The following is a 15,233-nucleotide window of genomic DNA, read 5'->3' on the forward strand; positions in this document are numbered from 1 at the left end:
TCTCCAGGGATAGAGAAGCCGATCTGAAGCAGTAACCGACAGACAGCGGATCAATGAAGAACCCGCGGCCCCTCATCCTTATCGAATTCGCCTTCAACCATACGCCCCGCCATTTGCACGCCGACGCTCAACATCGCCTTGGCAATTTCAACGTGCTGGCCTTGCAGAAACGCCTTGGCATCCTCGGAGAAATCCAGAGTTACCAGAGAACCCTCGTCCTCGGCCCTGCGCAGTTCGATTCGGCCGTCTGGTAGCTCGACAATTTCTAGAAAGGACGTTGGCATATAGGTCTGTTCTCCACGAAAGGCAGGGATTATATAGACATCATTCAGGCTTCGCTCGGGATCTTGACCAGCAGCACGCCTCTCGTCGCCGCCAGTCCACAGTTCCTCAGCACTCGTTCAAGCCTTCGCGGAAACGGATCGCCAGCCCCTTGAGGTTCTGCCGCCAGCTCTCGAGCTCTTCGCGGCTCAGCTCTTCAACCGCCTCTTCTTCATCCAGATTCACCGCCTGAATCAACGGCTGCGTCACATCGCCCTTCGGCTTGTGTGGCACCCGTGGCGGCTGAAACAGCGCCGAGTGCGCGGCCAGCAATTTAGCCAGCCAAGTCTCCCGATTGCCTGCCAGCTCGATCATCTCCGCCAGCTCAGGAATGGCAATCGACTCCAGCACTTCGCGGGTCAGCAGAGCTTCCGCCCGCGACGCATTGGCTTGCGGCAAACGATAGAAGCCGGCGATTTCATGACACAGCCCCAACAACGCACCGTAGAGATGAAACAGTGCGGATTCGCGCCCGGCCTGAATCAGCGCCAGCGAATTCATCGCCCGCCCCTCTTCGGCCCTGGCCAGCGCTTCCAGCGACAAACCCGCGAAATAGATCTTCTGATTGGTACGGGTATAGAGTTCGTGGGCCATGTCGGCACTCTCCACAACGAAATAATTGCTTCACACAGGCCGGACAGTGTCATGGATCAGCCGATCCGACCGCAAGCATTAAACAAAAAGGCCGCATGAAAACCCGAAGGTTGTCATGCGGCCTTTTGTGTTGAAGATGCCCAGTCAGGGCACCTTCAGATCAGCGATTGCTCAAGCCTTGGCTTTCGCGGGACGCTTGTCTTCGACCGTCCACTTGCCACCGTCAAAGAACGCTTTCCAGCCAGTCGGCTTGCCGTCGACTTCGGTCTGAACATACTGCTCTTTGGTCTTGCGGCTGTAGCGGATCACGGCTGGCAGGCCATCCGGATCCTTCTGCGGCGCTTCGCACAGGAAGTGGTACTTCGGATCGATCTCGTCCTTGTGCGGCAGAATCTCGATCACCAGCGGAGCACGGGTCTCGCGGTTTTTCGGGAACTGACTGGCTGCCAGGAACAGACCGGACGCACCGTCGCGCAGGATGTAGGTGTCGTTGACCTTTTCGCATTTCAGCTCAGGCATCTTCACCGGATCCATCTTCGGCGGCGCCGCGTCACCGCTTTTCAGCAGTTTGCGGGTGTTCTTGCACGTCGGGTTGGTGCAACCGAAGAACTTGCCGAAACGGCCGGTCTTGAGCTGCATCTCGCTGCCGCACTTGTCGCATTCCAGGCTCGGACCTTCGTAGCCCTTGATGCGATAGCTGCCTTCTTCGATTTCGTAGCCGGCGCAATCCGGGTTGTTACCGCAGATGTGCAGCTTGCGCTTCTCGTCGAGCAGGTAAGCGTCCATCGCTGTGCTGCAGATCGGGCAGCGATGCTTGCCGCGCAGCACCAGGGATTCCGACTCACCCTCGTCATCCGCCGCGATTTCGTCGCCCGGCACCAGGTTGACGGTGGCCTTGCAGCGCTCTTTCGGCGGCAGGCTGTAACCCGAGCAGCCGAGGAACACGCCGGTCGATGCAGTACGGATCTGCATTGGACGGCCGCAAGTGGTGCACGGAATATCGGTCATCACCGGCTGGTTGGCACGCATGCCGGCTTCCGGATTCTCCGCCACTTCAAGTTTTTTCTTGAAGTCGCCGTAGAACTCGTCCAGCACGTTTTTCCAGTCGCGTTCACCCTGGGCCACGTCATCGAGATTCTCTTCCATGCCGGCGGTGAAGCCGTAGTCCATGAGATTCGAGAAGCTTTCCGACAGACGCTCGGTAACGATGTCGCCCATCTTTTCCGAATAGAAACGACGGTTGTGCAGGGTCACGTAGCCGCGATCCTGAATGGTCGAGATGATCGCTGCGTAGGTCGAAGGACGGCCGATGCCGCGTTTTTCCATTTCCTTCACCAGGCTGGCTTCCGAATAACGGGCCGGCGGCTTGGTGAAATGCTGGGACGGATCGAGCTTGATCAGCTTCATCACGTCGCCCTGCGCCATGTCCGGCAGAACGTCATCGTCGCCAGGCTTGGTGATCTGCGGCAGCACACGAGTGTAACCGTCGAACTTCAGGATGCGGCCCTTGGCGCGCAGCTCGAAGTCGCCGGCAGCGACGCTGACGGTGGTCGACAGGTATTGCGCCGGCAGCATCTGGCAAGCAAGGAACTGGCGCCAGATCAGCTCGTAGAGGCGCTCAGCGTCGCGCTCCATGCCGGCCAGCTTGGCGGGCGTGGTGTTGGCGTCGGAAGGACGAATCGCTTCGTGAGCCTCTTGTGCGCCTTCTTTGCTGCTGTAGACGTTCGGCGATTCCGGCAGGTACTTCTTGCCGAACTCGGTTTCGATGTAATCGCGCGCCATTGCCACGGCATCAGCCGAGAGGTTGGTCGAGTCGGTACGCATATAAGTGATGTAGCCGGCTTCGTACAGACGCTGGGCCATCATCATGGTTTTCTTCACACCGAAGCCCAGGCGGTTGCTCGCGGCCTGTTGCAGTGTGGAGGTGATGAACGGTGCCGACGGCTTGCTGCTGGTCGGTTTGTCTTCACGCTTGACGATGCTGTAGCTGGAGGATTTGAGCTTCTCCAGCGCAGCCGTCGCCTGCGCTTCATTCAGCGGCTTGAAGGCTTCGCCTTTCTCGCGAGCCACTTCGAAACGCACGGTCGAGCCTTTGGCGGTGCCGAGATCGGCATGCACTTCCCAGTATTCTTCCGGGTTGAACGCACGGATCTCGCGCTCACGCTCCACCACCAGCTTCACGGCAACCGATTGCACGCGACCGGCGGACAGGCCACGGGCGATCTTCGCCCACAGCAGCGGCGAGACCATGTAGCCCACAACGCGATCGAGGAAACGACGAGCCTGCTGAGCATTCACTCGATCGATGTCGAGTTCGCCCGGCTCCGAGAAGGCTTCCTGAATCGCCTTCTTGGTGATTTCGTTGAACACCACGCGCTTATAGCGGCTGTCGTCACCACCGATGGCTTCGCGCAGGTGCCAGGCAATGGCTTCCCCCTCGCGATCCAAGTCGGTTGCGAGATAGATGGTGTCAGCATCCTTGGCGAGCCGGCGCAGCTCTTCGATGACCTTTTCCTTGCCCGGGAGGATCTCGTACTTGGCTTTCCAGCCGTGCTCGGGATCGACACCCATGCGCGAGACCAGCTGCTTGCGCGCCTTCTCTTTCGGCGACAGCGCTGGCGCTTCGCCCGCAGCAGCCTTGCCGCGCTTGGCGGCAGGCTCCTTGCTGGCGCTAGCCGAACCGCTGGTGGGCAGGTCTCGGATATGGCCGATACTCGACTTCACCACGTATTGGTTGCCCAGATACTTGTTGATGGTCTTGGCCTTAGCCGGGGATTCCACAATGACCAGCGATTTGCCCATGGATCAGAAAATTCCTGAATTCTAGAAGTGAAAGGCGGTTGGCGCCTGACGCGGCACCGCTATATATAGTGGCTACAAGGTGAGGTCAAGCGCAGGGTTTTGCGCGCACTCGCCTTACGGCTTCGAAAAAAGGCTCGGTTCGGCTTGCACCAAAGCAAAGCGTGGGACCTGCTCCCCGTCAACCTCGACGGACTCCAGGAACATGCTCAAGGGACGTACCCAGAAGCCGTAATCGCCATACAGGGCTTGGTAAAAGACCACTTCTTCTTCGGTCTCGGAATGCCGCGCAACACTGAATACGCGGTACTGCGGACCTTTGTAATGTTGGTAGAGCCCAGGTTGTATCGGCATGCTTCGGCCCTCACTCAAATTTTTTCAAAATAAAAACAAAAATAAATCCGCAAAAACAAAAACCGGGGCACTTGGCCCCGGCTTCCATCGACGAGACGCTTAAACGCGTTCGAAGACGGTGGAGATGCCTTGGCCGAGGCCAATGCACATGGTGGCCACCCCGAAGGTGCCGCCATTCTGCTTCATCACGTTCAGCAAGGTGCCGGAAATACGGGCACCGGAGCAACCGAACGGGTGACCCAGGGCGATCGCGCCGCCGTGCAGGTTAACCTTCTCATTCATCTTGTCGAGCACTTTCAGGTCTTTCAGCACTGGCAGGGCCTGTGCGGCGAACGCTTCGTTGAGCTCGAAGAAGTCGATATCGTTGATACCCAGGCCGGCACGTTTCAGTGCTTTCTGAGTAGCCGGTACCGGACCATAGCCCATGATGGCCGGGTCCACACCCGCTACCGCCATCGAGCGAATCACGGCCAGAGGCTGGATACCCAGGTCCTGTGCACGCTGCGCCGACATCACGATCATGCACGAAGCACCATCGGTGATCTGCGACGAAGTACCGGCCGTCACGGTGCCGCCCTTTGGATTGAACGCCGGCTTCAGAGCCGCCAGACTTTCCAGGGTGGTTTCCGGACGAATGGTTTCGTCGTAGTCGAAGGTTTTCAGGAAACCGTTCTCGTCGTAACCCTGCATCGGGATGATTTCGTCCTTGAACTTGCCTTCCACAGTCGCTTTATGAGCGAGCTGGTGGGAACGCACGCCAAAGGCGTCCTGCTGTTCGCGAGTGATGCCGTGCATTTTGCCCAGCATTTCAGCGGTCAGGCCCATCATGCCCGAGGCTTTCGCCGCGTACAGGGACATGTGCGGGTTCGGATCGACACCGTGCATCATGCTCACGTGACCCATATGCTCGACGCCGCCAACCACGAACACGTCACCGTTACCGGTCATGATCGCTTGCGCAGCAGTGTGCAGCGCGCTCATCGACGAGCCGCACAGACGACTGACGGTCTGGCCGGCCGAGGTGTGCGGGATCTGGGTCATCAGCGACGCCATGCGCGCGATGTTCCAGCCTTGTTCCAGGGTCTGGTTCACACAGCCCCAGATCACGTCCTCGACTTCGGCAGGATCGACCTTGGTGTTGCGTTCCAGCAATTTGCTGATCAGGTGCGCCGACATGTCTTCGGCGCGGGTGTTGCGGTGCATGCCGCCCTTGGAGCGGCCCATCGGAGTACGACCGAAGTCGACAATCACGACGTCTCTAGGATTCAAGCTCATAAGTTCACTCTCACTCTAGTTGGGGGCGCTTAACCGAAGAAGCTCTGGCCGTTCTTGGCCATTTCGCGCAGCTTCGCGGTCGGGTGGTACAGCGCGCCCAAATCAGCGTACTGGTCGGCCAGGGCAACGAACTCGGCAACACCGATCGAGTCGATGTAGCGCAGTGCACCGCCACGGAATGGAGGGAAACCAATACCGTAGACCAGACCCATGTCGGCTTCGGCGGCGGTTTCGACGATGCCGTCTTCCAGGCAACGCACGGTTTCCAGGCACAGCGGGATCATCATCCAGTTGATGATGTCTTCGTCAGTGACTTCGCGCTGCTCGTAGACGATCGGCTTGAGCACTTCCAGTACCGACGGATCGGCGACTTTCTTCTGCTTGCCTTTCTTGTCGGCCTCGTAGGCATAGAAGCCTTTACCGTTCTTCTGACCGAGACGCTTGGCTTCGTAAAGCACGTCAATGGCCGAACGACGGTCGTCCTTCATGCGGTCCGGGAAGCCTTCGGCCATCACGTCACGACCGTGGTGACCGGTGTCGATGCCGACCACGTCCATCAGGTACGCCGGGCCCATTGGCCAGCCGAATTTTTCCATGATCTTGTCGATACGGACGAAGTCCACACCGGCGCTGACCAGCTTGGCGAAACCGCCGAAGTACGGGAACAGTACGCGGTTGACCAGGAAGCCCGGGCAGTCGTTGACGACGATCGGGTTCTTGCCCATTTTCTTCGCGTAGGCAACGGTGGTGGCAATCGCCAGCTCGCTGGACTTCTCGCCACGGATCACTTCCACCAGAGGCATCATGTGTACCGGGTTGAAGAAGTGCATGCCGACGAAGTTTTCCGGACGCTTGAGGGCCTTGGCCAGCAGGCTGATGGAAATGGTCGAGGTGTTGGACGCGAGGATGGTGTCCTCTTTGACCTTGTCTTCGACTTCCGCCAGAACGGCTTGCTTGACCTTCGGGTTCTCGACCACGGCTTCAACGACCAGGTCGACGTGACCGAAATCACCGTAGGACAGGGTCGGACGAATGCCGTTGAGCACTTCAGCCATTTTCGCGGCGGTCATGCGGCCTTTATCAACGCGACCGACCAGCAGCTTGGCGGCTTCAGCCAGACCTTGCTCGATGCCGTGCTCGTTGATGTCCTTCATCAGGATCGGCGTACCTTTGGAAGCCGACTGATAGGCGATACCGCCCCCCATGATGCCGGCGCCCAGTACGGCAGCCTGCTTCACGTCCTTGGCGATTTCGTCGTAGGCCTTGGCCTTTTTCTTCAGTTCCTGATCGTTCAGGAACAGACCGATCAAGCTCTGCGCGGCAGAGGTCTTGGCCAGTTTCACGAAACCTGCGGCTTCGACTTCCAGCGCCTTGTCACGACCGAAGTTCGCGGCTTTCTGGATGGTCTTGATCGCTTCGACCGGGGCCGGGTAGTTCGGGCCAGCCTGGCCAGCCACGAAACCTTTGGCGGTTTCGAAAGCCATCATTTGTTCAATGGCGTTCAGCTTGAGCTTTTCCAGCTTGGGCTGGCGCTTGGCCTTGTAGTCGAACTCACCGGAGACGGCGCGCTTGATCAGCTCAAGGGCGGCATCCTGCAGTTTTTCAGGGGCAACCACGGCATCGACGGCGCCGACTTTCAGCGCGTCTTCAGGACGGTTTTCCTTGCCGGCGGCAATCCACTCGATGGCGTTGTCGGCACCGATCAGGCGCGGCAGACGCACGGTACCGCCGAAGCCCGGGTAGATGCCCAGCTTGACTTCCGGCAGACCGATCTTGGCCTTGGTCGACATGACGCGGTAGTCCGCTGCCAGGCACATTTCCAGGCCGCCACCCAGGGCGATGCCGTTGATCGCGGCGACGGTCGGAACGTTGAGGTCTTCGAAATCGCTGAAGATCTTGTTGGCTTCGAGATTGCCAGCAACCAGCTCGGCATCCGGCAGCTTGAAGTTGTCGACAAATTCGGTGATGTCGGCGCCGACGATGAACACGTCCTTGCCACTGCTGACGATCACGCCCTTGATCGAAGCATCTGCCTTGATGGTGTCTACGGCCTGACGCAGTTCGTTCAGGGTAAGACGGTTGAACTTGTTGACGGACTCACCCTTGAGGTCGAATTTCAATTCGACGATGCCACTTTCAAGAGCTTTAACCGTGATGGCTTTACCTTCGTAAATCATCAACTGATCTCCACGATATGGAAGCTGAACAGTACACGTCGGACGCAGGCAAATGGCTCGGCAGGACGTTTTTTCGTCGATGCTGACACTCATCCACCCGGCACACCCGCCAACGCGATAGTCGGGATTCTGTAGGAGCAGTCTGCAATACAAACGCTCAATTCATACGCCCGTTTGATTTGGGTACGCCACCTTCACGGAATTTCCGACAATTGTCAATCGCCCTAAATACGGGTTGAAATGCGACTTTGCGGTCATTTCTGTAGGACGCAGCCCGGCCACACACGCTTGCATGTGAGGGCATTCATAAGATTAATAGTTAGAAAAGTCGCCCTAATTCACCGCAAGCCTTGTTTAACAGGCTACGCTGGCTGGACTACGAAGGAAAACAGGCGCAAATTTGCTGACCGGATGACCCCGGTTCAACGCCAAAAAGAATTTCCGGCCTGCCTGGCCAACCCCGCCCGATGAATCATGTCGGGCTTTTTATTGCGCGTCTGCCAGACGTTTCGCACCGTTGCAGCGCGAAAAGTCCGCAAGTCATGCCAGCGCTTTCAGCGTGGCATCAATCTCCAGCAAAACCGACGCCTCACCCTTCTCGCCCCAATAGAGGGCGATCATCTGCTTATCCGCCTCGACCTTGAAAACGTTGCCTGGCAATTTTTCGAAATGATTCAGCAGCTGTGGATCCTCACAGACTTCCTGCCACTGATTCACCCAAACCCCCGGGGATTTCTGCCAATACGTCCAGCACGCCGGCTGCTTGCCACGGCGTGGCCGATGGTATTGCGCGCACGGGTTTGGCGGCTCCTGGCTCAGCCAGTGCGGCCACTCCTGGGGCGCCAGCTGCATGGCCAGCCCGATGCGCCGAGCCTCGGTGCGCAAGGCTATCCGGCCACTCTGTGCACGGGACGGACGCAACCACGCAAGCGGACTCAACACCACCAGCAGGATTGACACCACCAGCCAGACCGTCATATCTCTACTCCCGTTTTGTCATGAGCCCATTGCGTCACTTTGGAACCAATGCGCTTGAAACCAGCCATACTTAACAATATTGATCCCTCACGAGGAGCACCTCATGCCCTACCACCATATCCTGGTCGCCGTAGATCTGACCGAAGAGTGCGACCCTGTGATCCACCGCGCCCGAGAGCTGTCGGTGAGCAATGGCGCCAAGCTGTCGCTGGTGCATATCGTTGAACCGATGGCCATGGCCTTCGGCGGTGACGTACCGATGGATCTGTCACAACTGCAACAACAACAGTTCGATCAGGCCAAGGAACGCTTGGAACGCCTGAAGCACAAGTACACCGAGCTCGAGGGCGCCAACTGCCACCTGACCTACGGCCAGCCGCGTCAGGAAATCCACCATTTCGCCAAGGAACAGGAATGCGACCTGATCGTGGTCGGCAGCCATGGCCGGCATGGTCTGGCGCTGTTGCTGGGCTCGACCGCCAATGACGTGCTGCACGGCGCACCTTGCGATGTGCTGGCAGTGCACTTGGTCAAACGCTGATCCCAGGCACTTGTGAAAAGCTAAAAAGCCCGGCGCCCATCACTGGACGCCGGGCTTTTTCATGCCTTGAAACAATCAGGCGTCCAGCTCGGCCCAACGCTCCACCAGCGCATCCAGCTCAGCCTGCAACTGCTCCAGAGCAGCAATCACCTTGGCCGTCTCGGCCGGCGGACGCTGATAGAAGCCGGCCTCAGCCATTTCAGCCTCGACAGCAGCAATCTGCTGCTCTTTAGCGTCGATGTCGCCCGGCAGCGCTTCCAGCTCGCGCTGGAGCTTGTAGCTCAGTTTCTTCTTCGCAGCCGGGGCCGCAGCGACTGGTGCGGCAACCGGAGCCGGTTCGGCAGTGACCACCGCCGAGTTCAGGTCGGCCTTGCCGGATTTGCTTTCGGTCACGCCCAGCAGACGCGGCGAACCGCCCTGACGGATCCAGTCCTGATAGCCGCCAACATACTCGCGAACCTTGCCTTCACCTTCAAAGACCAGAGTGCTGGTAACCACGTTGTCGAGGAATGCCCGGTCGTGGCTGACCATCAGCACAGTGCCGTTGAAGGTCAGCAGCACTTCTTCGAGCAGCTCGAGGGTTTCCACGTCGAGGTCGTTGGTCGGTTCGTCGAGTACCAGCAGGTTCGCCGGCTTGCTGAACAATTTGGCCAGCAACAGACGCGCACGCTCACCACCGGACAACGCCTTCACCGGCGTGCGGGCACGCTGCGGGCTGAACAGGAAGTCGCCGAGGTAGCTCAGCACGTGGCGGCTCTGGCCGTCGATATCGATGAAGTCGCGACCTTCGGCGACGTTATCGATCACGGTCTTTTCCAGATCCAGCTGATGACGCAACTGGTCGAAGTAGGCCACGTCGATCTTGGTGCCCTCTTCCACTTTGCCGCTGGTCGGTTGCAGACCGCTGAGCATCAGTTTCAACAGGGTGGTCTTGCCGGTACCGTTGGCGCCGAGCAGGCCGATCCGGTCGCCGCGTTGCAGCACCATGGAGAAGTCGCGGATCAGGAACGGGCCGCCCGGATGCGCGAAGCTCACGTTATCCAGCACCATCACCTGCTTGCCGGACTTCTCCGCCGTTTCCAGCTGGATGTTGGCCTTGCCGGTGCGCTCGCGACGTTCGCTGCGCTCCACGCGCAATGCTTTCAGCGCACGTACGCGGCCTTCGTTACGGGTGCGACGGGCCTTGATGCCCTGGCGAATCCACACTTCTTCCTGGGCCAGACGCTTGTCGAACAGCGCGTTGGCGGTTTCTTCGGCGGCCAGTGCGGCTTCTTTATGGACGAGGAAACTGGCGTAGTCGCCGTTCCAGTCGATCAGGCCACCGCGATCCAGTTCGAGGATGCGGGTGGCGAGGTTTTGCAGGAAAGAACGGTCGTGCGTGATGAACAGCACGGCGCCCTGGAAATCCTTCAGCGCTTCTTCAAGCCAGGCAATCGCACCGATGTCCAGGTGGTTGGTTGGCTCGTCGAGCAGCAGCAGATCCGGCTCGGACACCAGCGCCTGCGCCAGCAACACGCGACGACGCCAGCCGCCGGACAGTTCGGCGAGGGTCTTGTCGGCCGGCAGTTGCAGGCGGCTCAGGGTGCTGTCGACCAGGGTCTGCAAGCGCCAGCCATCGCGCGCTTCGAGGTCGTGCTGAACGTGCATCAACTTGTCCAGATCGGCATCGGTGACGATGTTCTGGCTCAGGTGATGGTATTCGGCGAGCAAGGCGCCAACGCCGTCGAGGCCTTCGGCAACCACGTCGAACACTGTCCGCTCGTCGGCCACCGGCAATTCCTGTGGCAATTCACCGATTTTCAGACCGGGGGCACGCCACACCGAGCCGTCATCAGGCTTCTGGTCGCCCTTGACCAGTTTCATCATGCTGGATTTGCCAGTGCCGTTGCGGCCGATGATGCACACCCGCTCACCACGGGCGATCTGCCAGGACACCTTGTCCAACAACGGCATCGCGCCGAATGCAAGGGACACATCGCTGAATTTGAGCAGGGTCATGAGCTTCTCCAAAAACCGGGCGCGCATTCTACCTGAATCGGGGCCCGAGCAGGCCGGCAATTTCGCCGCTGACGCACTCTGCACAACAATTGTTGCGAACTTGTGCTGCAAGGCCGGCAAAGCTTTCGCCCCCTGCTGGCAAAAGGCTAAGCTACAGACAATTCAGTGCGGGTTTTGGGCCGGCACTTGTCATGATTTCTCTGCCCGGATGTCTCATGCGCAGTCGCCTCTTCAGTGTTTTGTCATGTTTGCTGCTTTCCGCCGCTGCCGTTCAATCCGCCCAGGCGGTGGACCTGTCCACCCAACGCCAGTATTACGATGAAGCCAAGCGCGCCCTGGCCAAGGGCGACACCGGCCCGTATTTCCGTTACAGCCAGGCCCTCGCCGATTATCCGCTGGAGCCATACCTGGCTTACGACGAGCTGACCGCCCGGCTGAAAACCGCCAGCAACGCGGAGATCGAAAAATTCCTCGCCGAACACGGCGACCTGCCCCAGGCCAACTGGATGAAGTTGCGCTGGCTGCGCTGGCTGGCCGATCGCGGCGATTGGGCGACGTTCGTCAAGTATTACGACCCCAAGCTGAACTTCACCGAACTGGACTGCCTGAACGCGCAGTACCAGATCAGCCACAACAAGAAGGCCGAGGGCTACGCCAACGCCGAGAAGCTTTGGCTGACCGGCAAATCCCAGCCCGCTGCCTGTGATGCGCTGTTCGGCATGTGGGCCGCCGAGGGTCAACTGACCGAACAGAAACGCTGGGAACGCGCCAAACTTGCCGCCCAGCACCGCAACTATCCGCTGGCCAACAGCCTGGTCAACGGCCTGACCACCCTCGCCCCGCGCGGTCGCCTGCTGGTAGACGTGGCGCAGAAACCGGAACTGCTCAACCAGCCGTCGCGCTTCACGCCGGCCGATGAACCGATGTCTGACGTGGTCAGCCTCGGCCTGCGCCGCCTCGCGCGCCAGGACCCGGACAAGGCCATGGCCCTGCTCGACGGTTATGCCAGCAGCATGCATTTCTCACGGGATGAAAAAGTCGCGATCGCCCGGGAAATCGGCCTGACCCTCGCCCGTCGCTTCGACAGCCGCGCGCTGGACGTGATGACCAAATACGACCCTGAACTGCGCGACAACACGGTGTCCGAATGGCGCCTGCGCCTGCTGCTGCGTCTGGCGCGCTGGGACGACGCCTACCAGTTGACCCGCCGTCTGCCGCAGGATCTGGCCACTACCAACCGCTGGCGCTACTGGCAGGCCCGCAGTCTGGAACTGGCGCAACCGCAGAACCCGGAAGCGCAGACGCTGTACAAGAATCTGTCGCGGGAGCGTGATTTCTACGGTTTCCTCGCCGCCGACCGCTCGCAGTCGCCTTACTCGCTGAACAACAAGCCGCTGGTGCTCAGTCAGGCGCTGATCAACAAGGTGCGCAACACCCCTGGCGTGCGTCGTGCGCTGGAGTTCCACGCCCGTGGGCAGATCGTCGACGGTCGCCGCGAGTGGTATCACGTCAGCCGGCATTTCAGCCGCGACGAAATGGTCGCCCAGGCGAAACTGGCCTACGACCTGAAATGGTACTTCCCGGCCATCCGCACCATCAGTCAGGCGCAGTACTGGGATGATCTGGACATCCGTTTCCCGATGGCCCACCGCGACACTCTGGTGCGCGAAGCCAAGGTGCGTGGCCTGCATTCGAGCTGGGTATTCGCCATCACCCGTCAGGAAAGTGCATTCATGGACGACGCCCGCTCCAGCGTCGGCGCCAGCGGCCTGATGCAACTGATGCCCGGCACCGCCAAGGAAACCGCGCGCAAGTTCAGCATTCCGCTGGCCTCGCCACAGCAGGTGCTCGATCCGGATAAAAACATCCAGCTCGGTGCCGCTTACCTGAGCCAGGTGCACAGCCAGTTCAACGGCAACCGCGTGCTCGCCTCTGCCGCCTACAACGCCGGCCCCGGCCGTGTGCGCCAGTGGCTGCGCGGCGCCGACCACCTGAGCTTCGACGTCTGGGTGGAAAGCATCCCGTTCGACGAAACCCGCCAGTACGTGCAGAACGTGCTGTCCTACTCGGTGATCTACGGCCAGAAACTCAACTCACCGCAACCGCTGGTGGACTGGCATGAGCGGTATTTCGACGATCAGTGATCGGGGCGTGTTTCTCCGATAGATCGACGTAAACAAAAATGCCCGCATCGAGAGATGCGGGCATTTTTTATGGCGTTCTACTAGGTCGATTACTAGGTCGGTTACTTAGTCGGTTACTTAGTCGGTTACTTAGTCGGTTACTTAGTCGGTTACTTGGTCGGTTACTTGGTCGGTCGAAGCCTGATGACCATCATTGAACTGCAACGCCGCCAACCGCGCATACAACGGATTACTCGCAATCAACTCCTGATGCGTGCCGATCGCAACCAGTTTGCCTTGATCCATCACCGCGATCCGGTCGGCGTTTTTCACCGTGGCCAACCGGTGGGCGATGACCAGTGTGGTGCGGTTTTGCATCAGGCTCGGCAGCGCTTGCTGGATCAGGTGTTCGCTCTGGGCGTCGAGGGCGCTGGTGGCTTCGTCGAGCAGCAGGATCGGCGCGTCGACCAGCAGCGCCCGGGCGATTGCCAGGCGCTGGCGTTGTCCACCAGACAGGCCGAGGCCGCCGTCACCCAGATGGGTCTGATAACCGTCGGGCATCTGTTCGATGAAATCATGGGCGTGGGCGATTTTCGCGGCTTCCCGCACCTGCTCCAGCGTGGCGGTCGGGCAGCCGTAGCGAATGTTCTCTTCGACACTGCCGAAGAACAGCGCCGGGGTTTGCGAGACCAGCGCGAAGCAGCGACGCAGGTCCAGAGGATCGAGGCTCGTCAGTGGCACGCCATCGATCAGGATCCGCCCCTCCCGGGGATCGTAAAAACGCAGCAACAAGTCATACACCGTGGACTTGCCCGCGCCGGACGGCCCCACAAGCGCCAGAGTTTCCCCCGCATTAATCGTCAGACTCAAACCATCGACAGCAAGGCTTTCGGGACGCGAAGGGTAGGAAAAACGCACATCCTGCAACTCCAGCTCGCCTTTGACCCGTTCCGGCAGCGTCACCATTCCCGTGGTCGGTGGCTGGATGATGTTCTCCGAACGCAGCAATTCAGCGATGCGCTCGGCGGCGCCGGCTGCTCGCTGCAATTCACCGATGACCTCACTCAACGTGCCAAACGCACTGCCGACGATCAGGCTGTAGAACACGAACGCCGCCAGTTCACCGGCAGAAATCCGCCCGGCAATCACGTCCATGCCGCCGACCCACAACATCACCGCGACGGCGCCAAGCACCAGCACGATCACCAGCGTGATCAGCCAGGCCCGCTGGAAAATCCGTTTGCGCGCGGTCTCGAACGCTTGCTCGACGGTGCTGGCGAAACGCTGCTCGTCCTGCACCTGATGGTTGTAGGCCTGCACGGTCTTGATCTGGCCGAGGGTTTCCGAGACGTAGCTGCCAATGTCGGCGATCCGGTCCTGACTCAGCCGGGAGAGGTTACGCACGCGGCGGCCGAAAATCAGGATCGGCGCAATCACCAACGGCAGTGCGATCACCACGATGCTGGTGAGCTTTGGGTTGGTGATGAACAGCAGCACCACACCGCCAATAACCATCAGTAAATTGCGCAGGAACAGCGACAGCGACGAGCCGATCACCGACTGCAGCAGCGTGGTGTCAGCGGTCAACCTCGACTGGATTTCCGAGCTGCGGTTGTCCTCGTAAAAGCCGGGATGCAGGTACACCAGATGGTTGAACACCTGCCGGCGAATGTCAGCCACCACGCGTTCACCGATCCAGGACACCAGATAAAACCGCGCAAAGGTGCCGACCGCAAGACCGAACACCAACAGCATGAACAGGCCGATGGATTGGTTAAGCAGGTGCGGCGACTGGGTCATGAAGCCTTGATCGACCAGCAACTTGATGCCCTGCCCCATCGACAGGGTGATGCCCGCCGTGACGATCAGCGCGAGCAGTGCGCCGAAAGCCGGCCAGCGATAAGGGGCAAGGAAATGACTGGTCAGGCGCAGGGCCCGGCGGTGGCGCGAGGAAAGCATCGGGATCATTCAGGTTCACGTCGTGTGCTGATTAATGGGGCCAGCCTGGACACTCAATGGGGTGGAACTCTGTAAATCACAATGAGTCAGGTTAAATATGACCGGCAAGACTAC

11 protein-coding genes are annotated in these 15,233 nt (G+C 59.7%); 2 read left to right on the top strand and 9 right to left on the bottom strand.

The window, feature by feature from the left end; genetic code table 11:
• Positions 1 to 50: 50 nt before the first annotated feature.
• The 7 genes from PMI24_RS09025 to PMI24_RS09055 form a co-directional block, all read right to left on the bottom strand.
• Positions 51 to 284: a hypothetical protein gene (locus PMI24_RS09025; protein WP_007953047.1), complete on the bottom strand. Its 234-nt coding sequence runs from the start codon at positions 282 to 284 to the stop codon at positions 51 to 53.
• Between the two features lie 106 nt (positions 285 to 390).
• Positions 391 to 915, bottom strand: coding sequence for a DUF6586 family protein (locus tag PMI24_RS09030; RefSeq protein ID WP_007953055.1), 525 nt, complete (start codon positions 913 to 915; stop codon positions 391 to 393).
• A 171-nt stretch (positions 916 to 1,086) separates the two neighbouring features.
• Positions 1,087 to 3,717, bottom strand: a complete 2,631-nt coding sequence (gene topA, locus PMI24_RS09035) for a type I DNA topoisomerase (protein ID WP_007953057.1) — start codon at positions 3,715 to 3,717, stop codon at positions 1,087 to 1,089.
• A 114-nt stretch (positions 3,718 to 3,831) separates the two neighbouring features.
• Positions 3,832 to 4,068 (bottom strand): DUF1653 domain-containing protein, encoded by a 237-nt coding sequence (locus PMI24_RS09040; RefSeq protein ID WP_007953059.1) that lies wholly within the window; start codon positions 4,066 to 4,068, stop codon positions 3,832 to 3,834.
• 99 nt (positions 4,069 to 4,167) lie between these two features.
• Positions 4,168 to 5,343: an acetyl-CoA C-acyltransferase FadA gene (gene fadA, locus PMI24_RS09045; RefSeq protein ID WP_007953060.1), complete on the bottom strand. Its 1,176-nt coding sequence runs from the start codon at positions 5,341 to 5,343 to the stop codon at positions 4,168 to 4,170.
• 29 nt (positions 5,344 to 5,372) lie between these two features.
• Positions 5,373 to 7,520 (bottom strand): fatty acid oxidation complex subunit alpha FadB, encoded by a 2,148-nt coding sequence (gene fadB, locus PMI24_RS09050; protein WP_007953061.1) that lies wholly within the window; start codon positions 7,518 to 7,520, stop codon positions 5,373 to 5,375.
• A gap of 540 nt (positions 7,521 to 8,060) precedes the next feature.
• Complete coding sequence (locus PMI24_RS09055; protein ID WP_007953062.1) at positions 8,061 to 8,498, bottom strand: hypothetical protein; 438 nt, start codon at positions 8,496 to 8,498, stop codon at positions 8,061 to 8,063.
• A 103-nt stretch (positions 8,499 to 8,601) separates the two neighbouring features.
• On the opposite strand from PMI24_RS09055, the gene PMI24_RS09060 reads away from it, so the two are divergent.
• On the top strand, positions 8,602 to 9,039 hold the full coding sequence (locus PMI24_RS09060; RefSeq protein WP_007953063.1) for a universal stress protein: 438 nt from the start codon (positions 8,602 to 8,604) through the stop codon (positions 9,037 to 9,039).
• Positions 9,040 to 9,114: 75 nt separating this feature from the next.
• Here PMI24_RS09060 and PMI24_RS09065 read toward each other — a convergent pair whose 3' ends face one another.
• Positions 9,115 to 11,037, bottom strand: coding sequence for an ATP-binding cassette domain-containing protein (locus PMI24_RS09065; RefSeq protein WP_007953064.1), 1,923 nt, complete (start codon positions 11,035 to 11,037; stop codon positions 9,115 to 9,117).
• Positions 11,038 to 11,252: 215 nt separating this feature from the next.
• Here PMI24_RS09065 and PMI24_RS09070 point away from each other — a divergent pair, with 215 nt between their 5' ends.
• Positions 11,253 to 13,181, top strand: coding sequence for a transglycosylase SLT domain-containing protein (locus tag PMI24_RS09070; RefSeq protein ID WP_007953066.1), 1,929 nt, complete (start codon positions 11,253 to 11,255; stop codon positions 13,179 to 13,181).
• A gap of 141 nt (positions 13,182 to 13,322) precedes the next feature.
• Here PMI24_RS09070 and PMI24_RS09075 read toward each other — a convergent pair whose 3' ends face one another.
• Positions 13,323 to 15,128 carry an ABC transporter transmembrane domain-containing protein gene (locus PMI24_RS09075; protein ID WP_007953068.1) on the bottom strand — a complete coding sequence of 602 codons (1,806 nt, stop codon included), beginning with the start codon at positions 15,126 to 15,128 and terminating at the stop codon, positions 13,323 to 13,325.
• Between the last annotated feature and the right edge of the window lie 105 nt (positions 15,129 to 15,233).

This window comes from Pseudomonas sp. GM25 (genome assembly GCF_000282255.1).
Lineage (GTDB): Bacteria > Pseudomonadota > Gammaproteobacteria > Pseudomonadales > Pseudomonadaceae > Aquipseudomonas > Aquipseudomonas aphyarum.